The organism is Mycobacterium asiaticum (genome assembly GCF_001673635.1).
GTDB classification, from domain to species: Bacteria; Actinomycetota; Actinomycetes; order Mycobacteriales; family Mycobacteriaceae; genus Mycobacterium; species Mycobacterium asiaticum_C.
On sequence record NZ_LZMH01000044.1, the window covers coordinates 70884 to 96724 of the forward strand.

A 25841-nucleotide genomic window follows, 5' to 3' on the forward strand; every position below is an offset into this window, starting at 1 on the left:
CATGAAACATATAGCCCGAGAGCCTCCGCCACTCGTTGAGACGCGCAATACGTGTCCCTGGCGTGTCGCGGTCGTTACGCCACCGAGGCTGTGGTCAGCCGCTGGGCGAGCCCTCCGGCCACAACCCTACCGCGACGCTGACCCGCGAGCAGACGCAAAAGCACCCGATTTCGTTGAAATCCGGGTGCTTTTGCGTCTGCTCGCGGGGAAAGGTGACACCCAGCTCGCTGGGCTCAGGCGTTCTGCGCCGAAAGCTTCCGGTATTCCAGAACCGTGTCGATGATCCCGTAGTCCTTGGCCTCTTCGGCGGTCAGGATCTTGTCGCGGTCGGTGTCTTTACGGATCACCGACGCGTCCTTCCCGGTGTGCCGGGCCAGCGTGGTTTCCATCAGGGTGCGCATCCGCTCGATCTCGGCGGCCTGGATCTCCAGATCAGAGAACTGACCCTGGATCACGCCGGACAGCGACGGCTGGTGAATCAGCACGCGCGCGTTCGGCAGCGCCATCCGCTTACCCGGGGTACCGGCGGCCAGCAGCACCGCGGCGGCCGACGCGGCCTGACCCAGGCACACGGTCTGAATGTCGGCGCGCACGTACTGCATGGTGTCGTAGATGGCCATCAGCGAGGTGAAGCCGCCACCCGGCGAGTTGATGTACATGGTGATGTCGCGGTCGGGATCCAACGACTCGAGCACCAGCAGCTGCGCCATGATGTCGTTCGCCGACGCGTCGTCGACCTGCACGCCGAGGAAGATGATGCGTTCCTCGAACAGCTTGTTGTACGGGTTGGATTCCTTGACGCCGAAGCTCGAGTGCTCGATGAACGACGGCAGGATGTACCGCGCCTGGGGTTGGATCCGGGGGTCCTGAAGGTTCACTGGGCTTCTCCATTACTGATGTGGGCGGCGCGGGTGATGATGTGGTCGACGAAGCCGTATTCGAGAGCTTCCTGCGCGGTGAACCAGCGGTCGCGGTCGGAATCCGCTTCGATGCGCTCGATCGGCTGGCCGGTGAACTCGGCGTTGAGCCGGAACATTTCCTTCTTGATGACGGCGAACTGTTCGGCCTGGATCGCGATGTCGGCCGCGCTACCGGTCACCCCGCCCAACGGCTGGTGCATCAGGATGCGGGCGTGCGGCAGCGCGTAACGCTTGCCCTTGGTGCCGGCCGCCAGCAGGAACTCCCCCATCGAGGCGGCCATGCCCATGGCATAGGTGGCGACGTCGCACGGCGCCAGCACCATGGTGTCGTAGATCGCCATTCCGGCGCTGATCGAGCCGCCGGGCGAATTGATGTACAGCGAGATGTCCTTGTCGGCGTCCTCGGCCGCAAGCAGCAGAATCTGCGCGCACAACCGGTTGGCGACTTCGTCGTTCACCTCCGAACCCAGGAAGATGATGCGCTCGGACAGCAAGCGCTCATAGACGGAGTCCGTGAGGTTGAGACCCAACGAGTTCGAACGCATGTCAGTCACGACTGAATTACCTGCTTTCTCGTATTGCGTGTTGCACCTGACACTAACGAACCGGGCCCACCCTTTGACCACCTGAGAAGGGCTCGTTCGCTCACAGCGTCACGAGGTGGGTTCGTCGGCCTGTTCGGCGTTGTCGTCTTGGGCCGCTTCTTCGCTGCCTTCTTCGGCGCCTTGGGCCTCGACGGTCGCGTCGTCGGCTTCGGACGCATCCTCGGCCCCATCGTGATCATGGCCGTGATCGTGATCGTGATCGTGGCCGGCGTGCCGCTTGCCGAAGAACTCACTGGTATCGATCGTGTTGCCGTCGTTGTCGGTGACGGTCGCCTTCTCGATCACGGCCGCGACCGCCAGACCGCGCCGCACGTCGGCGAACATGGCGGCCAGCTGATTGTTCTCCTGCAGATAGGCGAACAGCTGTTGCGGCTCGATGCCGTACTGCCGGGACGTCATCACCAGGCGCTCGGTCAGGTCCTCCTGAGCGACCTGGACGTCGAGCTCGTCGGCGATGGCGTCCAGCAGCAGCTGCCGCTTGACGTTGTTCTCGGCGGCGGTGCGCGCTTCGGCTTCGAACTCCTCGCGGGACGAGCCCTGCTGCTCAAGCACCTCGGCGAACTTGGCCGGGTCCTGGTTCAGCCCGCTCATCGCGGCTTGCAATGTCTCGTCCATCTGCGAGCGGACGATCGCGTCCGGCACCGGCACCTCGACCTGCTCGAGCAGCGCGTCCAGGGCGGCGTTGCGGATCTGGTCGGCCTGCTGGGCGCGCTTGGTGTTGCGAACCTGCTCGGCCAGGCTGGCGCGCAGTTCCTCGATGGTGTCGAACTCGCTGGCCAGCTGAGCGAACTCGTCGTCCGGCTCGGGCAGTTCGCGCTCCTTGACCGACTTGACCGTGACGGTCACCTCGGCCTCCTGGCCCGCATGTTCGCCGGTCGCCAGCTTGGCGGTGAACACTCGCGACTCATCGACGGACAGGCCCACCAGAGCGTCGTCCAGGCCCGCGATCAGGCGGCCGGAGCCGACCTCATGCGACAGCCCCTCGGCAGCGGCATTCGGCACTTCCTCGCCGTCCACCGTCGCCGACAGGTCGATCGAGACGAAGTCACCGGTCTGCACCGGTCGGTCGACACCGGCCAGTGTGCCGAACCGCGCCCGCAGCGAGTCCAGTTCCGCCTCGACCTCCTCGTCGGCGACCTGCACCGGCTCGACCGAGACGGTCAGCGCGTCCAGATTGGGGATCTCCAGCTTGGGACGGACGTCGACCTCGGCGAAGAACTGCAATTCTTCGCCGTACTCCTTCTTGGTCACCTGGATGTTGGGCCGGCCGATCGGTTGCACGTCCGACTCCGTCAACGCTTGGCCGTAACGGCTCGGCACGGCGTCCTCGATGACCTGGTCCAGCAGCGCCTCGCGGCCGAAGCGCGCCTCGAGCAGGCGGGCCGGCGCCTTGCCGGGCCGGAAGCCGGGCAGCCGCACCTGCTTGGCCAGCTCCTTATAGGCGCGCTGGAAATCGGGTTCGAGCTCGGTGAACGGCACCTCCACGTTGATACGAACCCGGGTCGGGCTCAAAGTCGTAACGGTGCTCTTCACGGCGTGCTCCTCGGTTTGTCGTTCCTGCGTGCGGCTGTGCGCTTGTCGGGCTGGTCGGGGTGACAGGATTTGAACCTGCGGCCTTCCGCTCCCAAAGCGGATGCGCTACCAAGCTGCGCTACACCCCGCGCTGACCTCGCGATCCTACGGCCAGCCGGGACCCGGCCCGGAGGCGACCTCGGACCTTACGCTGCGGTCACGCGACTGCGTCGATTAGATTTGATCTACGCCACCACGTACAGTCTCGCTCGACTAACACTTGCGGGCGTAGCTCAATGGTAGAGCCCTAGTCTTCCAAACTAGCTACGCGGGTTCGATTCCCGTCGCCCGCTCTGAGCTAAGATTTTGCACGGTAGAAAGGCGCAATGAGCGACCTGGGAAGCGTCACTATTCAAGGCTCATGCGCCTCGAACTTCGTCGGAGTGCGCGACGCGTTCGAGCGCAATTTCACGCTGCGTGGGGAAGTCGGCGCCGCCGTCGCCGTATGGGTCGACGGTCATCTGGTGGTCAATCTGTGGGGTGGCTGGGCCGACGGCGCGGGCACCCGGCCGTGGCAGGAGGACACGCTGACCACCGTGCTGTCCGGCACCAAGGGTCTGACGTCGACCTGCATCCACCAGCTCGCGGATCGCGGTGAGCTGGACCTGCATGCGCCGGTGACCCGCTACTGGCCCGAGTTCGGCCAGGCCGGCAAGGACGACATCACGCTGGCCATGGTGATGAGTCACCGCTCCGGGGTCATCGGACCGCGTACGCGGGTGACCACCGAGCAGCTTTGCGACTGGGATTACGTCTGCCGGCAGCTCGAGATCGCCGAGCCGTGGTGGAAGCCCGGCACGGCGCAGGGCTATCACATGACCACCTTCGGATTCATCCTCGGCGAGGTTTTCCGTCGCGTCACCGGGCGGACCATCGGGCAGTACCTGCGCACCGAGATCGCCCAACCGATCGGAGCCGAGATCCACATCGGCCTGACGCCGGCCGAGCAGGCCCGCTGCGCCGAGCGGGTGAACAAGCCGACCGGCCGGCAGTTGCTGGCCGAACTGCAGGCCCCCAGCGATCCGACCAGCTTGGCCGACCACCCGAAGGCCGGCATGTCGATCTCGATGGGATTCCTCGCCGACGACGACCTGGACACCGAAAACCTGCAGCTGTGGCGGCAGCTGGAATTCCCCGGCACCAACGCGCAGGTGTCCGCGCTCGGGATGGCCACGTTCTACAACGCACTGGCCCAGGAGAAGCTGCTGAGCCGCGAGCACATGGACCTGGTTCGGGTCTGCCAGGGCGGCTTCGAGCCCGACCTGGTGCTGGGGCCGCGGGTGGCCGACCACGGGTGGGGCCTGGGTTACATGCTGAACCAGCGCTGCGTCAACGGCCCCAACCCACTGGTCTTCGGCCACGGTGGTCTCGGCGGCTCATTCGCGTTTGTCGACCTCGAACACCGGATCGGCTACGGATACGTGTCCAACCGTTTCGACGCCAGCAAGGCGAACGCCGACCCGCGCAGTGTCGCCCTCAGTAACGAGGTCTACCGCGCGCTCGGCGTCCTGCCCGCCGACGACTGAATCGCTATCGGCGCCAGCCGTTGTTCCAGTCGCGACTGTGGTCATTGCCATCTCTGTCGCGGTGATGATCGTCGTGACAGTTACCGCCGTCCCAGTTCTGGCCCCAGCCCGGGTCCCAGAATTGTCCAGGGCACCAGTGATAGTCAGGCAAAGGCGCGGGTTGTGCGGCAGCTGTGGTCGCCGCTCCCACACCGGCGAGTCCCAGCGCAGCGGCCATGGCGAAAAGGGTTGCAGCTAAACGGGAAATGTTTTTCACAAGGACATCTTCTACCCGCCTGCCCAGCCGCGAAACTGTAGACGTCAGCGTTTCTTCTGCGAATTTACTGGTAAACGGCTTGACGCTGACCGTGATCGAAATCCTCAGTGAATACTGAACTTTCGCGCCACACGGTCAAATTTGGCAGGTCGGACACCAGAACACGTTGCGGCCTTCCAGCACCGCCGTGCGGACCACCTCCCCGCACACCCGACACGGTTCACCGGCCCGCCGGTACACGTACGTGCGGGGCCGACCGGGTGCGTACGAGGGCGCACCATGATCGTGCTCGGGGCGGACGACGATGATCTTGCCGCGCCGCAACCCGACCTTCATCAACGCCACGAGATCCGCCCACGCCGCGGCGAACTCCGCCTCGGAGACCTTCTGCGCGGGCCGGTAGGGGTCGATGCCGTGGCGGAACAACAGCTCATTGCGGTAGACGTTGCCCACGCCCGCGATGACGGTCTGATCCATCAGCATGGAACCGATGGGCCTGCGCGACTTGCTGATTCGTGCCCAGGGCCACGCCGGGTCGGCGTCGGCACGCAACGGGTCGGGCCCCAGCCGGGCGACGACGTCGTCGACCTGGGCCGCGTCGATGACCTCGCACACCGTGGGTCCGCGTAGATCGGTGCCGTATTCGGTACCGACCATCCGCATCCGCACCTGTCCGACGGGATCGGGCATTTGACCGTCTTGCCGTTGCCATTCCGAGAAGGCGCCGTAGAGCCCGAGGTGCACATGCACGATCGGGCCACCTTCGTAGTGGTGGAACAGGTGCTTGCCCCACGCGCTGGCGCGCCGCAGCACCCGACCGTTCACCACTGCTGCGTCGGCGAAGCGTCCCTGCGGGCTGGATACCGCCACGGGGTTTCCGGCGAAGCGGCGCTGATGCAGCCGGGCCAGCCGGTGCAGCGTATGGCCTTCGGGCACTGGCTGTCAGTCTCCTCAGGAAGAGACGCCGGGCACCGGCGGCGCTTCGTGGGTCCGTTCGTATTCGGCGAGAATGTCGATGCGGCGTTGGTGCCGTTCGGCTTTCGACCAGGGCGTGGACACGAACGCATCGACGATGGCCAGCGCCTCCTCCACGGTGTGCATTCGACCGCCGATGCCGATCAACTGCGCGTTGTTGTGCTGGCGCGCCAATGACGCCGTTTCCACGCTCCATGCCAGCGCACACCTGGCGCCCGGCACCTTGTTGGCGGCGATCTGCTCACCGTTGCCGGACCCGCCCAGCACAATGCCGAGGCTGTCCGGGTCGGCGACCGTGCGGGTTGCCGCGGCGATGCAGAACGCCGGGTAGTCGTCCTCGGCGTCGTAGCTGAAGGCGCCGCAGTCGATCGGCTCGTGGCCGGTCTTCTTCAGGTGCTCGATGATGTGTTGCTTGAGCTCATAGCCGGCGTGGTCGGCACCCAGGTAGACGCGCATGCCGGTCATTCTGCATCAGCGGGCGCGGGGCTCCACGACGGCCACCCGCCGAGCGTGGGCCACTCGGCGCGGTCGCACGCTTGGTGTGGTCGGTCGAGCTGAGCTCAGTCGAACTGGGGCGGCTCGGTGCGTGTCCGCTTGAGCTCGTAGAAGTGCGGGTAGGACGCGAAGGTCACCGAGGCGTCCCAGAGCTTGCCGGCCTCTTCGCCGCGCGGGATCTTCGAGATCACCGGGCCGAAGAACGCCACCCCGTTGACGTGGATCGTCGGTGTGCCGACGTCGGGACCCACCGCGTCCATGCCGGCGTGGTGGCTCTTGCGCAGGGCCTCGTCATAGTCGGTGCTGGTTGCGGCCTCGGCCAGTTCGGCGGGCAGGCCGGCGTCGGCGAGCGACAACTTGATGACCTCTTCGAGATCCTTGTTGCCCTCGTTGTGGATGCGGGTGCCCATGGCCGTGTAGAGCGGCTCCAGCACCTTCTTGCCGTGGGCCTGCTCGGCGGCAATGGCCACCCGCACCGGCCCCCAGGCCTTGGCCATCATTTCCTTGTACTGCTCCGGCAGTCCCTCGCGATTCTCATTGAGCACCGCAAGGCTCATGACGTGCCAGTTCACTTCGATGTCGCGGACCTTCTCCACCTCGAGGATCCAGCGCGAGGTGATCCAGCACCACGGACACAGCGGATCGAACCAAAACCCAGCTTCAGACTTCTCGGCCATTACTGCGTCCTCTCGTCGACACATCGGACAGTCCGCTCAGACACAACCGTAGCCACACCCGGACTGTTCCCGCGGGGATGCTGCGCGCTGAAGCGGCGACGCTCAGCCGATATGTTGGAGCGCGTGGCCCTTCCCAACCTCACTCGCGACCAGGCAGTCGAACGCGCCGCCCTGGTCACCGTGCACAGCTACCAGATCAACCTTGACGTCACCGACGGCGCGGGCAAACCCGGCGAACGCACCTTCCGCTCCACCACCACCGTGGTGTTCGATGCCCTCGCCGGTGCCGAGACCGTGCTTGACCTGGCCGCCGACACCATTCACAGCGCCAGCCTCAACGGTCAAGACCTCGACGTGTCCGGCTACGACGAGTCGACCGGTATCACGTTGCGCGGCCTGGCCGACCGCAACGTCGTCGTGGTGGACGCGGACTGCCGTTACTCCAACACCGGCGAAGGCCTGCACCGCTTCGTCGACCCGGTCGACGACGAGACCTACCTGTACTCGCAGTTCGAAACCGCCGACGCCAAGCGGATGTTCGCCTGCTTCGACCAGCCGGACCTCAAGGCCACGTTCGACGTTCAGGTGACCGCGCCCAAGCACTGGCAGGTGGTCTCCAACGGCGCGCCGCTGTCCGTAGAGGAGGGCGACAAGGCCGCCATCCACACCTTCGCCACCACCCCGCGGATGAGCACCTACCTGGTGGCCCTGGTGGCCGGACCGTATGCGGCGTGGAATGACACCTACAGCGACGAGCACGGCGAGATCCCGCTCGGCATCTACTGCCGCGCCTCGCTGGCGCCGCACATGGACGCCGAGCGGCTGTTCACCGAGACCAAGCAGGGCTTCGGCTTCTACCACCGCAACTTCGGTATGCCCTACGCGTTCGGCAAGTACGACCAGCTGTTCGTGCCCGAATTCAACGCCGGCGCAATGGAAAACGCCGGGGCGGTGACGTTCCTGGAAGACTACGTGTTCCGCAGCAAGGTCACCCGGGCGTCCTACGAGCGCCGAGCCGAGACGGTGCTGCACGAAATGGCGCACATGTGGTTCGGCGACCTGGTCACCATGACCTGGTGGGACGACCTGTGGCTCAACGAGTCGTTCGCCACCTTCGCCTCGGTGCTGTGCCAGGCCGAATCGACCGAATACACCGAAGCCTGGACAACATTCGCGACGGTGGAGAAGTCGTGGGCCTACCGTCAGGACCAGCTGCCCTCCACCCACCCCATCGCCGCGGACATCCCCGACCTGCACGCGGTCGAGGTGAACTTCGACGGCATCACCTACGCAAAGGGCGCCTCGGTGCTCAAGCAGCTCGTCGCCTACGTGGGCTTGGACCACTTCCTGGCCGGGTTGCGGGATTACTTCAAGACTCACGCATTCGGCAACGCGACCTTCAGTGATCTGCTGTCCGCGCTGGAGAAGGCGTCCGGCCGCGACCTGTCGAACTGGGGGCAGCAATGGCTGAAAACCACCGGGCTCAATACATTACGGCCGGACTTCGATGTCGACGGTGACGGTAAGTTCACCCGGTTCGCGGTGACGCAGAGCGGTGCCGCGCCCGGCAAGGGTGAGACGCGGGTGCACAGGGTGGCCGTGGGCATCTACGACGACGAGGGCTCCGGCAAGTTGGTGCGGGTGCACCGCGAAGAACTCGATGTCGAGGGCGAAACCACCGAAGTGCCTGCGCTGGTAGGAGTTTCGCGGGGCAAGCTGGTTTTGGTCAACGACGACGACTTCACTTACTGTTCGCTGCGGCTTGACCCGGAGTCGCTGCAGACCGCGCTGGAGCGCATTGCCGATATCGCCGAGCCGCTGCCGCGCTCGCTGGTCTGGTCGGCCGCCTGGGAGATGACCCGCGAGGCCGAACTGCGTGCCCGCGACTTCGTGGCGTTGGTGCTGAACGGCATCCAGGCCGAGAGCGAGGTGACGGTGGCGCAGCGGCTGCTGTTGCAGGCACAGACGGCGGTGGGTTCCTACGCCGAGCCGGGGTGGGCTCGCGAGCACGGGTGGCCGCAGCTCGCCGACCGGCTGCTGGAGTTGGCCCGCGGCGCCGAACCCGGATCGGATCATCAGCTGGTCTTCGTCAACGCCTTGTGCACGTCGGTGCTGTCGCCGCGGCACGTGGACGTGCTGTCGGCGTTACTGGACCGGGACCCGGCCGAGCAGGGCCTGGCGGGCCTGGACGTGGACACCGACCTGCGTTGGCGGGTGGTCGTCGCCCTGGCCACCGCCGGCGCAATCGACGCCGACGGTCCCGATACGCCGCGCATCGACGCCGAGACGCAGAACGACCGGACGGCCGCGGGCCGACGGCACGGAGCTCAAGCGTCGGCGGCGCGACCGCAGCTGCAGGTGAAGCAGGATGCGTACACCCGCGTGGTCGAAGACGACACCCTGGCCAACGCGTTGAGCCGGGCGATCATCGCAGGCATCGCCGCCCCGGGACAGGGCGAGTTGCTCAAGCCGTTCACCGACCGCTATTTCGAGGTGATCCCGGCGGTGTGGGCGCGCCGGTCCAGCGAAGTCGCACAGTCGGTGGTGATCGGCTTGTACCCGCACTGGGACATCAGCGAGGAGGCGATTGCCGCAGCCGACAAGTTCCTGCAAGCACCGGAATCCGAGGTGCCGCCGTCGCTGCGCCGCTTGGTGCTCGAAGGGCAGGCCGGGGTGAAGCGGTCCTTGCGGGCACGCAAGTTCGACGCCGAGGCTCAGCAGTAGCCGCCGTCGCGTAAGCCGGCCGCCAGTTCCAGCCGGTTGGTGCGGCGAAAGACCAACTCGCGAAACAGTTCCCAGCTGTAGGCGCGCAGCATGCCCGCATAGCCCAGTTCCGCCCACTGCGCGCTGTGCCGCTCCTCGTGGTGCAGGAGCCGGTCCAGTGCCAGCCGGGGCGATTGCGCGCGGACGATGCCGCGCAGCGCCTCGGCGGGGTCGGCCCCGCGGGCGGTGTTGACCATGAAGATGTCACCCCAGGTCGTTCCACCCCGCTGGCTGTAGAGCCGCTGAAGCCAGTTGCCGCCGGTGCCCATCAGGATCCCGTGCGGCGTCGTCATCAGGCGACCGCCGTTGCGGTGGACGAACCGGACGTCCCGGTCGTAGCTCCAGCTGTTGGCCCGCTGCCGGTCCTTGATCCGCCCGACCTCGGCGGTCGAGTACGCCGTCTCGGGGAAGTCATTCGTTATCCCCGGGTGGCGGCCCGCGTTGCCGTAGTCGGTGCCGGCGTTGAGTACGTAGGTCAGCAGCACCGCCCGGCGTACCTCGTCTCCGCTAATGCCGGAGGGGACGAGGAAGAACGACTTGCCATGCGGATCGGTGATCTCCTCGTACCCGTCGAGAAGAGTCAGCGCGGCCGCGTCGATGCCGTGACGTTCGGCGATCTCGGCGACGACGTCGGGCGCGATCGCACGACGGGCGGCGTTGTCCCGCCACCGCTGTGCATAACTCGTCACGCGTCGCGCTGAGGCGCACCGGCGGTCAGGCCGGCGATATGCCCCCGCTGAGCACCCGGATCGCGCTGACCAGGCCGTCGATCAGATTGCCCTGCTCGAACGCCGACGAAGCGGCGGCCACACCGAGCGGGGCCGCCGACTCCGCACCCCGACCACGCACCTCGGAGCCGTACACCACCTCAATGGCGCTCTGATTCGGCGACACCGCGAGCAGCACCGCGTTGTTGGGGGTCGGGACCTTGGCCAGGAGCTCGCGAGCCCGGGCGGCGGTGTCGCTGCCCAGGTCACCGAGGTAGACGGCGAACCGCGCCTTGGAAGCACGCGAGGCGTACTTCAGCGCATCGTCCACGGCGACAAGCTCTTTGATGGAGAACGGGTAGTGCACCGAAAGCTCGCCGGGCTCGGTGACCCCGGAGATGCGTCCGCTCGTCGTGAGCACCCAACCCTTGGGCAGGTCGGTGGGCTCTACCGTCGCGACTTCACCATGTGCCACTTGCGCCACCTCCAACCGTGAACTCCGACCGGCCGTGACCACCGTGGGAACCGCCGACAGCCTCATCGGTGGCGGCCCACAGAATCGGCGCGTGTGTCCACTTCTCCGACAGGTTATAGCTCTTGGGATGCGGGCCCTTGCGCGTCAAGGTCAGCAAGCTCAGGACCACCACCAGCAACAACGGGACACCTACTAGCAGCAGGTGAGTCTGCATAGCGTTCACGACGCAAACCGTATCCCACCCGGGGTGATACCGGGACACCTAGGACCCCGGAAATTCCCAGAATCAGGCCGCGCCCTCACCGAGGTAGCGGGCCCACGACGGGTCCAGCTCCTTGACCGTGGACAGCAGCCGCCAGTGCTGACCGGTCGGCGGTAGCGGCGCGCGCCGCAACGCCCAGCCGAGTTCGCTGAGCAGTTTGTCGCCCTTGCGGTGGTTGCATGCCGAGCAGCACGCGACGCAGTTCTCCCACGAGTGGTCACCACCGCGGCTGCGCGGCACCACGTGGTCGACGGTGTCGGCCTTGGCGCCGCAGTAGGCGCAGCAGAACCGGTCGCGGTGCATCAACGCTGCCCGCGTCATCGGCACCCGGGCGCGGTAGGGCACCCGGACGTAGGACCGCAGCTGGATCACGGACGGCACCGCGATCGAGCGGGTCGCGGAATGGATGATCAGCCCGGCCGGGTCGTCGTGTACCACGTCGGCCTTGCCGCAGATCACCATGACGATCGCGCGCCGCATCGGCAACGCGGTGAGCGGCTCGTAGGTGGAGTTCAGCAACAGCACCCGCCGCCGGCTCCAGATGGATGCGCCGTCGGTGCGCGAAGGCGGATGGGTGTCGACACTATGGAGAGATGGCGCGGCGGCAGGCCCGGTCCCATATGCCGCGGCACCCGAACTGCGGTGGCTGCGGCGTTTGTTGCGCTGCGCCATAAATCCTCCGCCGACAGTTCACCACGATTTTCTGCAGATCGCACGCCTATTCCCGGTCGGCGCCGTGTCGATCCGGTGAATAGCCGGAGCGTCGCGGCCACGGTCGCGGGTGCCTCACAATGGACAGCGATGGATCAAACAACAGAAACCTTCTACGACGCCATCGGGGGCGCCAAGACCTTCGACGCGATCGTCTCGCGCTTCTACGAGCAGGTTGCCGAGGACGAAATCCTGCGTCCGCTCTACCCCGAGGAGGACCTCAGCGGCGCCGAGGAGCGGCTGCGGATGTTCCTCGAGCAGTACTGGGGCGGCCCGCGCACCTACTCTGAGCAGCGCGGACACCCGCGGTTGCGGATGCGGCACGTGCCGTTCCGGATCACTGCGCTCGAACGCGACGCCTGGCTGAGGTGCATGTACACCGCCGTGGGCTCCATTGACTCCCAGACGCTGGACGACGAGCATCGGCGGCAGTTGCTCCAGTATCTGGAGATGGCTGCGCACTCCCTCGTCAACTCGGCGATCTGATGGCAGCCCAGTCACAGCCGTGGTGGCAGTCCGCGGTGTTCTACCAGGTGTATCCGCGGTCGTTCGCCGACAGCGATGGTGACGGTGTTGGCGACCTCGACGGGCTCGCCGACCGGCTGGATCATCTGGTGTGGCTCGGCGTGGACGCGATCTGGGTCAACCCCGTCACCGTCTCGCCGATGGCCGACCACGGCTACGACGTTGCCGATCCCAGGGACATCGACCCGCTGTTCGGCGGGATGGCCGCCTTCGAGCGGCTGATCGCCGCGGCGCACGCCCGCAACATCAAGGTCACCATGGACGTGGTGCCCAACCACACCAGCTCCCAGCATCCGTGGTTTCAGGCCGCGCTGGGCGCCGGCCCGGGCACCGACGCACGCGAACGATATTTCTTCCGCGACGGCCGCGGGCCGGATGGCCTGCTGCCGCCGAACAATTGGGAGTCGGTGTTCGGCGGCCCGGCGTGGACGCGGGTGATCGAGCCGAATGGCAACCCCGGGCAGTGGTATCTGCACCTGTTCGACACCGAGCAGCCGGACCTGAATTGGGACAACCCGGAGATCTTCGACGACTTCGAGAAGACGCTGCGGTTCTGGCTGGAACGCGGGGTGGACGGGTTCCGCATCGACGTGGCGCACGGGATGGCCAAGCCGGCGGGCCTGCCGGACGCGCCGGATGCCGCAGTCGAGATCCTGCGGCACAGCGACGAGGACCCGCGCTTCAACCGGCCGCACGTGCACGCCATCCACCGCGACATCCGCACCGTCATGAACGACTACCCCGACGCGGTGACCGTCGGAGAGGTGTGGGTCCACGACAACGCGCAGTGGGCGGAATACGTCCGGCCCGATGAACTGCATCTCGGCTTCAACTTCCGGCTCACCCGCACCGACTTCGACGCGGCCGAGATTCATGCCGCGGTTCAGAATTCGCTGGAGGCCGCGGCGCTGGAGAATGCCACCCCGACCTGGACGCTGTCCAACCACGATGTGGGCCGCGAGGTCACCCGATACGGCGGCGGTGAGGTCGGCCTGGCCCGGGCGAAGGCGATGGTCATGCTGATGCTCGCGCTGCCCGGCGCGCTGTTCGTCTACAACGGTTCGGAACTGGGTTTGCCGGACGTGGATCTGCCCGATGAGGTGCTGCAGGACCCGACGTGGGAACGCTCCGGGCACACCGAGCGCGGCCGCGACAAATGCCGGGTTCCGATGCCGTGGTCGGGTGACGCTCCCCCGTTCGGGTTTTCCACGAACCCCGACACCTGGCTGCCGATGCCCGCCGACTGGGCGTCACTGACCGTCGAGAAGCAGCGCGCCGACGCCGGGTCAACGCTGGCGTTCTTCCGCGAAGTCATTCGATTGCGCGGTGCGCGAACCGAATTCGACGGAACAGCGATCGACTGGTTGTCCTCGCCGGCCGGGGTGCTGATCTTCCGGCGCCGCGGCGGCGGCCTGGTCTGCGTGCTCAACGCCGGTTATCAGCCGGTCGCGCTGCCGCCGGGCGAGCTGTTGTTGAGCAGCGCGCCGCTGGTGGACGGCCGGTTGCCGGCGGACGGCGCGGCATGGCTCGGGTAACCGTTCGCTCGCTTTCGGTCGCTCGCTGCTCTATAGGTGATGCATGACTTCGTACGCGTGGGCAGTGATCGGAGCGGGACCCGCGGGAATCGCCGCGGTCGGGCGGCTGCTGGACCGGGGCATCCCGCAGGAAAGGCTCGCCTGGATCGACCCGGCCTTCGGCGCGGGCGATCTCGGCGCCAAGTGGCGGTCGGTATCCAGCAACACCGTTGCCGGCACATTCCTGGAATATCTCAACGGCGCCAAGTCATTTCGCTTCTCCGAGGCGCCACCCCTGCCGCTGCGTGAGGTTGACCCGGCCGAGACGTGCGCGCTGGCACTGGTAGCCGACCCGTTGTTGTGGATCACCGACCATCTGCGCGAGCGGGTGCATGCCTTCCAGACCACGGCGACCGCGCTTTTCCTGGAGAACAGGCGGTGGCGCATCGAGACCGAGGGTGACCCCGTCATCGCCGACAATGTGATTCTGGCCGTCGGTGCGGTGCCCAGGAAACTGAACTATCCGCAGTTGGACGAGATACCGGTCGAGGTGGCACTGGACCCCGAGAAGCTCGCCGCCGAACCGCTCGAAGGTGCGACGGTGGCCGTCTTCGGCTCCTCGCACTCGTCGATGATCGCGCTGCCTCATCTATTGCGCCATCCGGTCAACAAGGTGATCAACTTCTACCGCAGTCCTCTCAAATATGCGGTGTACCTCGATGATTGGATCCTGTTCGATGACACCGGCCTCAAAGGCCGGGCGGCCGAGTGGGCCCGGGAGAATATCGACGGGGTGTACCCGGATCGGCTGGAAAGGTACTGGGTTTCCAGTCCCGAATTCGAAGAGAAACTGGCCGAGTGCGACCGCGTGGTCTACACCGTCGGCTTCGATCGCCGGGAACTGCCGACGACACCGCAGTGGGGGCCCCTGGAGTACAACCAGCAGAACGGGATCATCGCTCCCGGCTTGTTCGGACTGGGCATCGCGTTTCCCGAATACGCCGAAGACCCGTACGGCTACGGGCAGCATCGGGTGGGTCTGAAGAAATTCATGGACTACCTCAACAGCGTGCTGCCGTTGTGGACGGTCTACCGCACCTGAGGCTCCGCGAAAAACTCGCGCTGATTCAAAAGCCCGGGTGATCTGGCACGCGGCTCAGCGCAGCACCAGCGATGCCGGCCCCCGCCGTCGGTACACCGACCCGAATCGCGCGTCGACGCGCAGCCAGGTCGGCAGCACCCGCACCCGGATCACTTCGTCGTCGCCGATCGCGTCCGCCGATGGCGGCAGGAAACCCATTGCGGTCAAGGCGAATACGCAGCGCATCGGCAATCCGACCACGGTGTCACCGGAGCTGACCTCGATGACCTCCTGATCCAGCAGCGAGACCGGCGGGCCGTGGGCGCTGCCGTGCTCGCGGGCCAATTGGGCACCGCTCTGGGACAGCTCCAGGATCGCCTTGGCCGGTACGTCGTCGAGGTGGGTGAACCCCGAATCCGGCGGCAGTGCGCCCCGCCACGCCGAGTCCATGGCGAAACCGGGTTCGACGTAGCCGTCGGCGGCCGCGGCAGCCGCCAGCCCGCGCGCCAATCCGTCGGCGCCGACCGACATGTCGTCTGGCCGCACCGTGCCGGCCACCACGCGACTGGCCAGCACATCGAAACCCGTTGCCACCCACGCGGTCACGAGTCCCGTTGCGCGGGCGCGAAGCCGGATGACCGCGGCATCGTCGAGGCGCAGCGCATGATCGACGAACTTGGCCAGATCCGCGCGGTGGGCGTCGTCAGGCAGCCACAGCCCGCGCTCCGCTACCGAATCCACCGCTGCAGGTACTCCCGATGGTGCGGCGACAGTCGCACCAGCCGCTGCTCCTTGATGTGCACCGCGGCCAGCTGCGACTCGGCGATGACGGCGGGCTTGGACTCCGGGTCGGCATTCACCGAACGCACTTCGTAGCCCAGGGTGAAGTCGACGGCCCGCAGCCGCTTGGTCCAGATGGTCACCTGCAGCGGCGAGTCGGCCAGCCGCAGTTGGTCTTTGTAGGTAACCCGCACGTCGGCGATCAGCAGGCCGATGGTGGTGATGTCGGCGCCGAACGGCTCCTTGAGGAAGGGCACCCGCGACTCTTCGAGGATCGTGACCATGGTGGCGTGGTTGACGTGCTGGTACATGTCGATGTCCGACCAGCGCACCGGCACCGCCGCGACGTATCCGATGCTCACCCCGACGAACCTCGACCGCTGGTGCGGGTCATGCGCCGGATCTGCCGCGCCGCCACCGACAGGGTCGCGAGATCCGTCGCGCCGCTCTCCCGTATCTCGTCGAGGGTGCGGCGTGCCCGTTCCACCCGGGACGCGCTGATGTGTTCCCACTCGGCGATCTTCTGCTCACCGCTCTCGTCGGGCTCACCCACCGCGAGCACGTCGAAGCACAGCGACCGCAACGAGGCGTAGATGTCGTCGCGAATCGCCAAGCGCGCCAAGGAGTGCCAGCGGTCGTTGCGAGGCAGTTCGGACACCGCGGTGAGCAGCGAGTCGGTGCCCAGGCGGTCCATCAACGCGAAATATGTGTCGGCAACCTCGGCGGTCTCGATCTCGGTGATGTCGGCGATGTCGATGATGTCGAGCAGGCTGTAGCGGTACAGCCCGGCAGCCACCCGGTAGGCCAGGTCCGGCGGCGCACCCTGCGCGGTGAATTCGGCGGCCTCCTTCTCGACGATGGCCTTGTCGTCGCCGCGCAGCCACTCCGACATGTGTGGCGTCAGGGCTCTGACCTTCGCGGCGAAGCGGTTGATCTCGGCGCCGACGGCCAGCGGCTGGGGCCGGTAGTTCAGCAGCCAGCGACCGGCCCGGTCGATCAGCCGCCGGGTGTCCAGGGTCAACCGGTCGGACAGCGCGACCGGCAGATTGGCCGCGCGGATGCGCCGCCAGGTGTGTCCGACGCCGAAGATCGCGTTGGTGGCCGCGTACGTGCGCACGGCGTCGATGGGTGTGACGCCGACGTCCTCGGCGATCCGGTAGGCGTAACTGATGCCCGCGGTGTCCACCATGTCGTTGACCAGCATGGTCGTGACGATCTCGCGGCGCAGTTGGTGCCCCCGGATCTCCGGGGTGAACCGTTCCCGAAGCGGCTTGGGGAAGTAATAGGGCAACCGCGAGGCGAAGACGTCCTGGTCGGGCAGCTCGGTCTTCAACAATTCCTCTTTGAGGCCCAGCTTCACGTGCGCCATCAACGTCGCCAATTCGGGTGACGTGAGGCCGATGCCGGCCTCGGTGCGCCGGGCGATCTCCTTCTCCGACGGCAGCGCTTCGAGTTCGCGGTTGACGCCGCGCTCGGCGACGAGGTACTTGATCTGGTCAGCGTGCACGGGAAGCAGGCTGGCCGCGTTGGTGCGGCTGGTGCCCATCAGGTCGTTCTGGTCCTCGTTGTCGGTGAGTACCAGCGTGGCGACCTCGTCGGTCATCGACTCGAGCAGCTGCTTACGTTCCTCGGCCTTGACCTTGCCCGCGGTGACCAGCGAGTCGATCAGGATCTTGATGTTGACCTCGTGGTCGGAGCAGTCGACACCGGCGGAGTTGTCGAGTGCGTCGGTGTTGATCCGACCGCCCGACAGGTCGAATTCAACTCGGCCCAGGGCGGTCACGCCGAGGTTGCCGCCTTCGCCGATCACCTTGGCGCGCACCTGACTTCCGTTGACGCGCACCGGGTCGTTGGCGCGGTCGCCGACATCGGCATCGGATTCCGCTTCGGCTTTGATGTAGGTGCCGATGCCGCCGTTGAACAGCAGGTCGACCGGCGCCTGAAGAATCGCGCGAATGAGGTTGGGCGGCGCCATTTCCTGCACGTCCCCATCGATGCCGAGGGCTTCGCGGACCTGCGGGCTGATCGGGATGGCCTTCTGTTCCCGGCTGTACACCCCGCCGCCCGCGCTGATCAGCGACTTGTCGTAATCGTCCCAGCTGGACCGCGGCAGATCGAACATCCGCTTGCGTTCCACCCATGACGACGCCGCATCGGGGTCGGGATCGAGGAAGATGTGCCGGTGGTCGAACGCGGCGATCAGCCGGATGTGCTTGCTCAACAGCATGCCGTTGCCGAACACGTCGCCGCTCATGTCGCCGACGCCGACGACGGTGAAGTCCTCGGATTGGGTGTCCACGCCGATCTCGCGGAAGTGCCGCTTGACCGCCTCCCACGCGCCTTTGGCGGTGATGCCCATGGCCTTGTGGTCGTAGCCGACCGATCCCCCGGAAGCGAACGCGTCGCCGAGCCAGAAGCCGTACGACTTCGCGACGTCGTTGGCGATGTCGGAGAAGGTGGCGGTGCCCTTGTCCGCCGCCACGACCAAATAGGCGTCGTCGCCGTCGCGGCGCACCACCCCGGGTGGCGGATGGACGGCCTTGGTGGCGTGGTCGACGTTGTCGGTGACGTCGAGCAGTCCGGAGATGAACAGCTGATAGCAGGCGACGCCTTCGGCGCGGGTGGCGTCGCGGTCGGCGGCGGGGTCGCCGGTCGGCAGCGGCGGACGCTTGACGACGAAGCCGCCTTTGGCACCGACCGGCACGATGACGGCGTTCTTGACCGCCTGCGCCTTGACCAGGCCCAGAATCTCGGTGCGGAAGTCGTCGCGGCGGTCAGACCAGCGCAGCCCGCCGCGCGCGACCGGGCCGAAGCGCAGGTGCACGCCTTCGACTCGGGGCGAGTAGATGAAGATCTCGAATTTGGGCCGCGGCAGCGGCAGCTCGTCGATCAGTTGCGCGTTCAGCTTGACCGACAGCACATTGCGGCTGCGCGCCGAATCCGGGCGGTTGACAAAGTAATTGGTGCGCAGCGTGGCTTGGACCAACGAGGCGAACGCCCGCAGGATGCGGTCGGTGTCCAGGCTCACCAACGCGTCGATGTCGGCGGCGACGGCGGCGGCGGCGGCTTGCGCGTCCCGGCCGCTGCCGGCGGAGCTGGGGTCGAAAAGCGCTTCGAACAACGCGACCAACGACCGTGCGGTCGAGGGATGGTCGTTGAGAACCGTCTCGATGTAGGACTGGCTGTAGGGAAAGTTGGCCTGGCGCAGGTATTTCGCGTAGGCGCGCAGCAGCACCACCTGCTGCCAGGTCAGCCCGGCGCGCATCACCAGCTCGTTGAACCGGTCGATCTCCACCCGGCCCTGCCAGATGGCGGTGACGGCGTCGGCGAATCGTTGCGCACCCGCCTCGCGCTCTTCGTCCGACGCCGCCAACGGGATGGTCGGATGCGGGACGATCTTGAACTGGTAGATCCACACCAGCAGCCCGTCGGGCCGGGTGACGGTGAACGGGCGCTCTTCGAGGACCACGACGCCCATGCTCTGCAGCATCGGCAACAACTGGCTGAGTGAGGCGGTGCGGCCGCCCAGGAACCAGGTCAGCTGCGCGACGCCCTGCTCGTCCCGGTCGGAGAACACCAGCTTGACCGAATCGTCGCTGAGTTCTTTGATGACGGCGATGTCCCCGATGGCCTCGGCGGGGGTGACGACCTGCTTGTACGCCTCGGAGAACGCGCTCGCATAGTGCTCGGCGTCGGCGTAGCTGACCGCATCCGTCGGCGCCGCGGCGCCGAGGCGGTCACCCCAGGTCCGGGCTGCCTCGCTGAGCAGCCCCTGGATGCGGACGCGGTTCGCCTCCGACACGTCGACCGGCCGCGGATGTGGATCGTCGGTGGGCAGCCGGACCATGAAATGCATGAGCGCCCACGGGGATTCGCTGACCCGCGCGGTGAACTCCAACCTCGTGCCGCCGAATTCGCGGGCCAGGATGTCCTCGATCTGCAAGCGCACCGCGGTCGTGTAGCGGTCGCGCGGCAGATACACCAGGCAGGAGACGAAGAACTGGAGCCGATCGGCGCGCAGGAACAGCAGCGCGCGCCGTTGGGATCCCATATCGACGACGGCTTTGGCCATCGTCAGCAGCCGCTCGGCGCTGAGTGTGAACAGCTCCGGTCGCGGGACGGTCTGGATGACGTCGAGCAGCAGCTGGCCCGGGTGGCTGGGGTCGCTGCCGGCTAGCGTCAGCGCGTCGCGAACCCGGTGCGAGATGGTTGGGATCTCCAACACGTCGGCGTTCATCGCGGCGACCGTGAACAAGCCGACGAAGCGGTGCTCGTAGACCGTGCCGGCGTCTCCCCGTGCGCCGTCGGCGTATTCGCGCACTGCGATGGCGTATGGGTAGGCGCCGTAACGCAGATAACTGCCCACCGCCGCCTGAGCCAGCACCAGCAGTTTGGACTCGTCGGTCAGCCGGGGCCGGGTGCCGGACCGGGCCCGCAGCACACCCAGGCCACTGGACCCGTCACCGACGACCAGGCCGTCCTGCACCTCGGTGCGCTGGTAGCCCAGCAGCAGGAAATTGCCGTCGTTCAACCAGCGCAGCAGCGCCGCCACGTCCTGCCGGTCGGGTGCCTGGTAGTGGCCCTCGGGGTCGTTCTCGACGGCGGCGGCGACCTCACTCAGGGTGGCGATCAACGCCGATGCGTCGGTGGCGACCCGCTGCACATCGGCCAGCACCTTCGGCAGCAGCCGTTCCGCCTCCGCAAGGACCTTGCTGTCCACCGCGGGAGAGAGTTGAACGTGGATCCAGGCCTCGCCGGCGTAGGGCGAGGAGTCGTCGGACTTCGGCTCGACCCGCTGGATCTCGCCCGCGGAATCGCGGCGGACCTCGAAGACCGGCGTCAGGATCGCCGTGTAGGACAGGCCGAGCCGGTGCAGCAGCACGGTGACCGAATCCATCAGCATGCTGCCCTGATCGGTGACCACTTGAAGCGCCGGCCCGAACCCGCCGGGGTCGTCGGCGGGGTACACCGCCACGGAACTCTCACCGGTCGGCCGGTGCTCGGCGAGCCGGCGGTGAGCATCCACGATCGCGGGCGTTACCAGTGCGGAGGCGGGATCCGGCAAACCCGGTTCGCGGTCGTGCGATCCGCGATAGCTGTCGATGTACGCCTTGGATACCCAGTCAGGTATTCCGGACCGCTGCGTGAACGTGCTCCACGCCGCGACGTCATCTCTTGCTCCGGGATCGATCGTCATTCCGATTGCTCCCCACTCGCGACGGGTACCGCTGGGCTAGTGCCGGACCTGACACTAGTCCCGTGTCAGCTTGCGGTGGGTCACGCGGTGCGGACGCGCCGCGTCGGCTCCCAACCGCTCAACCTTGTTCTCCTCGTATGCGCCGAAGTTGCCCTCGAACCAGAACCACTTGGCCTCGTTGTCGGCGTCACCCTCCCAGGCGAGGATGTGCGTGCAGGTCCGGTCGAGGAACCAGCGGTCATGGGAAATCACCACCGCGCAGCCCGGGAAATTCACCAGCGCGTTCTCCAGCGAGCTCAGCGTCTCGACGTCCAGGTCGTTGGTCGGTTCGTCGAGCAGGATCAGGTTCCCGCCCTGTTTGAGGGTCAGGGCCAGATTCAGCCGGTTGCGCTCGCCACCGGACAGTACGCCCGCAGGTTTCTGCTGGTCGGGACCCTTGAACCCGAACGCCGACACATACGCCCGGGACGGCACCTCGGTTTGTCCTACCTCGATGTAGTCCAGCCCGTCGGAGACCACCTGCCACACCGTCTTCTTCGGATCGATGCCGGAGCGGGTCTGGTCGACGTAGCTCAGCTTGACCGTCTCGCCGACCTTCACGGTGCCGCTGTCCGGCTCCTCCAGCCCGACGATGGTCTTGAACAGCGTGGTCTTGCCGACACCGTTGGGCCCGATCACGCCGACGATGCCGTTGCGAGGCAGGGTGAAGGACAGGTCCTTGATCAAGGTGCGGCCCTCGAAGCCCTTGTCGAGGTGGTCGACCTCGACCACCACCGAGCCAAGGCGCGGGCCGACCGGGATCTGGATCTCCTCGAAGTCGAGCTTGCGCGTCTTCTCCGCCTCGGCGGCCATCTCCTCGTAGCGCTGCAATCGAGCCTTGCTCTTGGCCTGTCGGGCCTTGGCGCCGGAGCGGACCCAGGCCAACTCCTCTTGCAGGCGCTTCTGCAGCTTGGCGTCCTTGCGGCCCTGAACCGCGATCCGCTCGGCCTTCTTCTCCAGGTAGGTCGAGTAGTTGCCTTCGTAGGGGTAGGCGCGGCCGCGGTCGAGCTCGAGGATCCATTCGGCCACGTTGTCCAGGAAGTACCGGTCGTGGGTGACCGCCAGGATCGCCCCGGCGTAGCTGGCCAGGTGCTGCTCGAGCCACTGCACGCTTTCCGCATCCAGGTGGTTGGTCGGCTCGTCGAGCAGGAGCAGGTCCGGCTTAGACAGCAGCAGCTTGCACAGCGCGACGCGGCGCCGTTCACCGCCGGACAGGTTGGTCACCGGCTCGTCCGGCGGCGGGCAGCGCAGCGCGTCCATGGCCTGCTCGAGCTGCGAGTCCAGGTCCCACGCGTCGGCGTGGTCCAGGTCCTCCTGCAGGCGGCCCATCTCCTCCATCAACTCGTCGGAGTAGTCGGTGGCCATCAGCTCGGCGACCTCGTTGAAGCGGTCGAGCTTGACCTTGATCTCGCCCAAACCCTCCTCGACGTTGCCCCGGACCGTCTTTTCCTCGTTCAGCGGCGGCTCCTGGAGCAGGATGCCGACGGTCGCGTCGTTGGCCAGGAAGGCGTCACCGTTGTTCGGCTTGTCCAGTCCGGCCATGATCCGCAAGACGCTCGACTTACCGGCCCCGTTGGGGCCGACGACGCCGATCTTGGCGCCCGGGTAGAAGCTCAACGTCACGTCGTCGAGAATCACCTTGTCGCCATGCGCCTTGCGGACCTTCTTCATCGTGTAGATGAACTCAGCCATGCCGCGGTGTTGCCTTTCTGATCTTTCGAAAATATCCGCGGCCCATCCTATGCACCGCCGGGAAACGCTAGGCCGACAGTGGCAGCCCGCCGGGTCCTGCGGCAACGTCTCCAGCCGGGTCGGGGTGGCTGCCGCCGGCGACATCGGTGCCCACCTCGGCGCTCGGAGCCGCCTCAGGGGCGGGACCGGTGTAGCGCTGCTTTTCGATGCGGGCGATGGTGCGCGCCAGGTCCGGCCCCACCGCTATCGCCCGCATTTCGGTCGACGAACGGGGATTGCCGTCACGGTCCTCGTACTCGCTGGTGTAGAGGTGGCCGTAGGCGATCACCGGTGCGCCCTTGCCCAGTGCGGCACCCACTCCGGTGACCAGGCGGCCCCAGCAGTTGACGGTGACGAACAGCGAGTTGCCCGGCTCCCAGCCGCCGTCGCTGGTGCGGCGACGGGAATTGCTCGCCACCCGGAATTTGATCAGCTCCTCATTGCCAACCTGCCGGCGCTGGGGATCGGTGACGATGTGGCCGACGATGGTGAACGGTGTCTCGAACATGTGGGCTCAGTTTCCTTCCGCGAGATTGCTTGGTCGTGCTCGGTGTTGAGCCCATTGAGCCCGTGCCCACCGACGAACCGGGCCCGCAGCGCCGAGGCCGAGGCGAACTTGTGGACAACGCCGCGACTGTGGACGAGTTGGCGGTCAGGCGGGCGTGGCGCTGCCCGTCTCGCGCTGTGCGTGCATCCGCTGCCGGCGCGCTTCGACCTCCCGCTCGACGAATCGATTCCGGGCGATCTGACCCACGTAGGTGAAGTCACGCAGGATGTCACGCAACTCGCGCCGGAAAGCGCTGCGCCGCTCGAACAGGTCCGGCGCGGGCGCGATCAGGTCTTGGTCGGTGACGACCTGGCGGGCGGTGGCGAACAACAGCGTCGACACCGACTCACTGCTGCGTACCCGTCCCTGCGCGACGTGTTGACGACCCACCCCGAGCGCCTGGTCCGTCAACTCTTTTTGACCGATGTCGGGCGGAGCGTCGCGCAGTACGTCGGCGACGATCTCGTAGGCCTCGAAGAACACTCGCAGCATCGCTTCGGAGATCAACGGCCGCTTGGCGTACAGGATCTTCTCGATCTCGTCGCCCCCGGCGGCCACGTGTGCTTCCCAATCCTGGTGCCACGCCATCTCCCGGGCGATGTTGTCCCGGAACGCCGCGGAGTCGGCGAAATAGAAATCGAATTTCAGCAGGTCGCGCAGCCGCATCGCTTGCGCCCAGAACGCCTCGACTCGGTCGCCGGTGGCGTGCCGCGCGTGCGCCAGCGCCAGTTCGACGATCGAAGTCTCGAGGAATGCGTGGATGACCGAGTTCCGGTAGAACGCCGCGGCGTGTTCGTCTTCCGGGGCGATGTACCACACCGGCTCCCGGCCGCTGTCGACTCGAGTTACCGGGTGGCCGTTGGACAATGCGTCCACCGCCGCCCCCACACCTTCGCGCGAGCGCAGCCGCAGGGCACTGGTGGACACAGGGGTCTGCTTGCGGTCGAGGTAGTCCATCGACTCCTGCAGGGTGTGGTGCAGCTGATCCAGCGTGAGCGCCAGTCCGCGAGTGGTCAGCAGCAGCGCGGATACCAGGCCGGTCGCCGTCACCGGGGTGGACTGCAGGATCCGCCACGCCACCTCGAACGACATCTTCTGCAGTGCAAGGCGTTTGGCCGCTTCATCGCGGGCTAGCGGACCGTTCGGTGGGCCGAGGTACTGGCGCATCGAAACCGCTTCCGGGAAGCGGACATAGATCTTGCCGAAGTTGCGTTCGCCCTGGGCCTTGATGAAGTTGTAGAGCCAGCTGAAACCTTCGGGCGTCTTCTCGGCGCCTTGGGCGTACGCCGCATACTCGGCGATCTCGTGCAACTGGTCGAAGCAGATCGAAACGCCCTGCAACAGAATGTCGTCACTGCGGCCATCCAGATAGGCGTCGGCGACATAGCTCATCAGACCGAGCTTGGGCGGCAACATCTTTCCGGTCCGCGACCGGGTGCCTTCGATGGACCAGCTCAGGTTGAACCGCTTCTCGACGATGTAGCCCACGTACTCCTTGAGCACGTACTTGTACAGCGGGTTGTCGCCGATGTTGCGCCGAATGAAGATCGTCCCGGACCGGCGCATCAGTGGTCCCATCACACCAAAGGACAGGTTGATGCCGCCGAACATGTGGACCGGCGGTAACCGATTGTCCTGCATTGCGACTGGCACCACGGCGCCGTCGATGTAGGACCGGTGCGAGAACAGCAGCACGGCTGGGTGCGCTTCCAGGGCGGCGCGCATGGCGGCGACCTGATACTCGTCGTAGTCGAACTCCGGATCGAAACCGCGGCTCAGCAACCGGCCGAGCACCGAGATGACGTCCACCGACGCCTGGCTCCAGCCGGTCGCCAGTTCGTCGAGCATCTTGCCGGCTTCCTCGACGGTGGCACCGGGAATGTTTTCCAGGCCGGCACGAAAACGCGTCGAGGCCAACATTTCCGGCTTGACCAGGCGGGGAGATTTGTATTGCGGGCCCAGGATCCGATATTCCGCGCGGGCCAATGCCAGTAGCGCCCGGCGACTGACGAATTGCGCGAATTCCGCGGTATTTTCACCGACGGTGGTGTCACGCCACTGCTGCCGAAGCTCGGACACCTTGGCCGACTCACCGGCCACCACCCGGGCGCGCCACGGTTCGGTTTTCAGGATGCGGCGTTGCTGACGTTGGCTGGGATGGTACGGATCTCGGCCCGGAAGGAGTGCGGACAGCTTGGCCGCTCTGCCCCGGTCGGCGGCCGGCAGCCAGAACACTCGCACCGGCACGATCGAGCGGTCGCTGCCGGATTCGAATTCCTCGACGAGCGCGGCCAGACTGCCCGGTGGCGCATCCTCCGGCGGCAGCTTCAACACGTCGAACTTGATCTCGGGATGGCGGGCACGTTGCTGGCGCAACCACTCCATGACCAGTTGCATCTCGGCGGGCGTGTCCATCGACGCAAGCACGAGCGCATCTTCAGCGGTCAGGACTGCGCTGGTGTCGGCGGCCGGCTGGGTCACAG

At 66.6% G+C, this 25841-nt stretch carries 21 protein-coding genes, 2 tRNA genes and 1 pseudogene; 6 read left to right on the forward strand and 18 right to left on the reverse strand.

Annotation, left to right across the window (positions count from 1 at the left end; all coding sequences use genetic code 11):
• Window positions 1-233: 233 nt before the first annotated feature.
• From clpP2 to A5645_RS13190, 4 genes are all read right to left on the reverse strand, one after another.
• On the reverse strand, window positions 234-878 hold the full coding sequence (clpP2, locus tag A5645_RS13175; protein ID WP_065036995.1) for an ATP-dependent CLP protease proteolytic subunit ClpP2: 645 nt from the start codon (window positions 876-878) through the stop codon (window positions 234-236).
• Entirely contained in the window at window positions 875-1465 is a 591-nt protein-coding gene (gene clpP1 / locus A5645_RS13180) for an ATP-dependent CLP protease proteolytic subunit ClpP1 (protein ID WP_036358432.1), read from the reverse strand. The genes clpP2 and clpP1 overlap by 4 nt, the downstream gene beginning before the upstream one ends.
• A gap of 108 nt (window positions 1466-1573) precedes the next feature.
• Complete coding sequence (gene tig, locus A5645_RS13185; RefSeq protein ID WP_065129820.1) at window positions 1574-3058, reverse strand: trigger factor; 1485 nt, start codon at window positions 3056-3058, stop codon at window positions 1574-1576.
• Window positions 3059-3109: 51 nt separating this feature from the next.
• Window positions 3110-3186: transfer RNA gene (locus tag A5645_RS13190), tRNA-Pro, on the reverse strand.
• A 133-nt stretch (window positions 3187-3319) separates the two neighbouring features.
• Here A5645_RS13190 and A5645_RS13195 point away from each other — a divergent pair.
• Together A5645_RS13195 and A5645_RS13200 are read left to right on the forward strand one after the other, a co-directional pair.
• Window positions 3320-3390 (forward strand) — tRNA-Gly (locus A5645_RS13195).
• A gap of 33 nt (window positions 3391-3423) precedes the next feature.
• Complete coding sequence (locus A5645_RS13200; protein WP_065129821.1) at window positions 3424-4623, forward strand: serine hydrolase domain-containing protein; 1200 nt, start codon at window positions 3424-3426, stop codon at window positions 4621-4623.
• A gap of 25 nt (window positions 4624-4648) precedes the next feature.
• On the opposite strand, the pseudogene A5645_RS28720 reads toward A5645_RS13200, so the two are convergent.
• The 4 genes and pseudogenes from A5645_RS28720 to A5645_RS13215 form a co-directional block, all read right to left on the reverse strand.
• A pseudogene (locus tag A5645_RS28720) lies at window positions 4649-4840 on the reverse strand (Mtp family mycobacterial-type pilin); the annotation flags it as partial.
• Window positions 4841-5014: 174 nt separating this feature from the next.
• Entirely contained in the window at window positions 5015-5815 is an 801-nt protein-coding gene (locus A5645_RS13205) for an Fpg/Nei family DNA glycosylase (RefSeq protein ID WP_065129822.1), read from the reverse strand.
• 15 nt (window positions 5816-5830) lie between these two features.
• The gene (locus tag A5645_RS13210; protein WP_065120581.1) at window positions 5831-6310 is read right to left on the reverse strand and encodes a ribose-5-phosphate isomerase; all 480 of its coding nucleotides are present in this window, start codon (window positions 6308-6310) and stop codon (window positions 5831-5833) included.
• A gap of 104 nt (window positions 6311-6414) precedes the next feature.
• Window positions 6415-7026 (reverse strand): Rv2466c family mycothiol-dependent reductase, encoded by a 612-nt coding sequence (locus A5645_RS13215; protein WP_065129823.1) that lies wholly within the window; start codon window positions 7024-7026, stop codon window positions 6415-6417.
• Window positions 7027-7149: 123 nt separating this feature from the next.
• On the opposite strand from A5645_RS13215, the gene pepN reads away from it, so the two are divergent.
• Window positions 7150-9750, forward strand: coding sequence for an aminopeptidase N (gene pepN, locus A5645_RS13220; protein ID WP_065037048.1), 2601 nt, complete (start codon window positions 7150-7152; stop codon window positions 9748-9750).
• On the opposite strand, the gene A5645_RS13225 is transcribed toward pepN, so the two are convergent.
• The 4 genes from A5645_RS13225 to A5645_RS13240 form a co-directional block, all read right to left on the reverse strand.
• The gene (locus A5645_RS13225) at window positions 9741-10478 is read right to left on the reverse strand and encodes a hypothetical protein (protein WP_065129824.1); all 738 of its coding nucleotides are present in this window, start codon (window positions 10476-10478) and stop codon (window positions 9741-9743) included. The genes pepN and A5645_RS13225 overlap by 10 nt on opposite strands.
• A gap of 25 nt (window positions 10479-10503) precedes the next feature.
• The gene (locus A5645_RS13230) at window positions 10504-10971 is read right to left on the reverse strand and encodes a DUF5130 domain-containing protein (RefSeq protein ID WP_065037001.1); all 468 of its coding nucleotides are present in this window, start codon (window positions 10969-10971) and stop codon (window positions 10504-10506) included.
• A complete protein-coding gene (gene ctaJ / locus A5645_RS13235; protein ID WP_065129825.1) occupies window positions 10958-11185 on the reverse strand; it encodes an aa3-type cytochrome oxidase subunit CtaJ in 228 nt (75 codons plus the stop codon). Before ctaJ ends, A5645_RS13230 begins: the two co-directional genes overlap by 14 nt.
• 72 nt (window positions 11186-11257) lie before the next feature.
• Window positions 11258-11905 (reverse strand): HNH endonuclease, encoded by a 648-nt coding sequence (locus A5645_RS13240; RefSeq protein WP_065037003.1) that lies wholly within the window; start codon window positions 11903-11905, stop codon window positions 11258-11260.
• A gap of 129 nt (window positions 11906-12034) precedes the next feature.
• Between A5645_RS13240 and A5645_RS13245 the strand changes: the two genes are divergently transcribed.
• The 3 genes from A5645_RS13245 to A5645_RS13255 all read left to right on the forward strand — a co-directional run bounded on the left by A5645_RS13245 (window position 12035) and on the right by A5645_RS13255 (window position 15085).
• Complete coding sequence (locus A5645_RS13245; RefSeq protein WP_065037049.1) at window positions 12035-12430, forward strand: globin; 396 nt, start codon at window positions 12035-12037, stop codon at window positions 12428-12430.
• The gene (locus A5645_RS13250) at window positions 12430-14004 is read left to right on the forward strand and encodes a glycoside hydrolase family 13 protein (protein WP_065129826.1); all 1575 of its coding nucleotides are present in this window, start codon (window positions 12430-12432) and stop codon (window positions 14002-14004) included. The genes A5645_RS13245 and A5645_RS13250 overlap by 1 nt, the downstream gene beginning before the upstream one ends.
• 64 nt (window positions 14005-14068) lie before the next feature.
• Window positions 14069-15085 carry an NAD(P)/FAD-dependent oxidoreductase gene (locus A5645_RS13255; protein WP_065129887.1) on the forward strand — a complete coding sequence of 339 codons (1017 nt, stop codon included), beginning with the start codon at window positions 14069-14071 and terminating at the stop codon, window positions 15083-15085.
• Between the two features lie 54 nt (window positions 15086-15139).
• On the opposite strand, the gene A5645_RS13260 is transcribed toward A5645_RS13255, so the two are convergent.
• The 6 genes from A5645_RS13260 to A5645_RS13285 all read right to left on the reverse strand — a co-directional run bounded on the left by A5645_RS13260 (window position 15140) and on the right by A5645_RS13285 (window position 25839).
• Entirely contained in the window at window positions 15140-15805 is a 666-nt protein-coding gene (locus A5645_RS13260; protein WP_065129827.1) for a DUF8010 domain-containing protein, read from the reverse strand.
• Window positions 15793-16206 (reverse strand): acyl-CoA thioesterase, encoded by a 414-nt coding sequence (locus A5645_RS13265; RefSeq protein ID WP_065037006.1) that lies wholly within the window; start codon window positions 16204-16206, stop codon window positions 15793-15795. The genes A5645_RS13260 and A5645_RS13265 overlap by 13 nt, the downstream gene beginning before the upstream one ends.
• Window positions 16203-21041: an NAD-glutamate dehydrogenase gene (locus A5645_RS13270; RefSeq protein ID WP_065129828.1), complete on the reverse strand. Its 4839-nt coding sequence runs from the start codon at window positions 21039-21041 to the stop codon at window positions 16203-16205. Before A5645_RS13270 ends, A5645_RS13265 begins: the two co-directional genes overlap by 4 nt.
• A 54-nt stretch (window positions 21042-21095) precedes the next feature.
• Window positions 21096-22772: an energy-dependent translational throttle protein EttA gene (gene ettA, locus A5645_RS13275; RefSeq protein WP_065037008.1), complete on the reverse strand. Its 1677-nt coding sequence runs from the start codon at window positions 22770-22772 to the stop codon at window positions 21096-21098.
• Window positions 22773-22839: 67 nt separating this feature from the next.
• Entirely contained in the window at window positions 22840-23319 is a 480-nt protein-coding gene (locus A5645_RS13280) for a single-stranded DNA-binding protein (RefSeq protein ID WP_065037009.1), read from the reverse strand.
• 144 nt (window positions 23320-23463) lie between these two features.
• Window positions 23464-25839 (reverse strand): glycerol-3-phosphate 1-O-acyltransferase, encoded by a 2376-nt coding sequence (locus A5645_RS13285; RefSeq protein WP_065129829.1) that lies wholly within the window; start codon window positions 25837-25839, stop codon window positions 23464-23466.
• Between the last annotated feature and the right edge of the window lie 2 nt (window positions 25840-25841).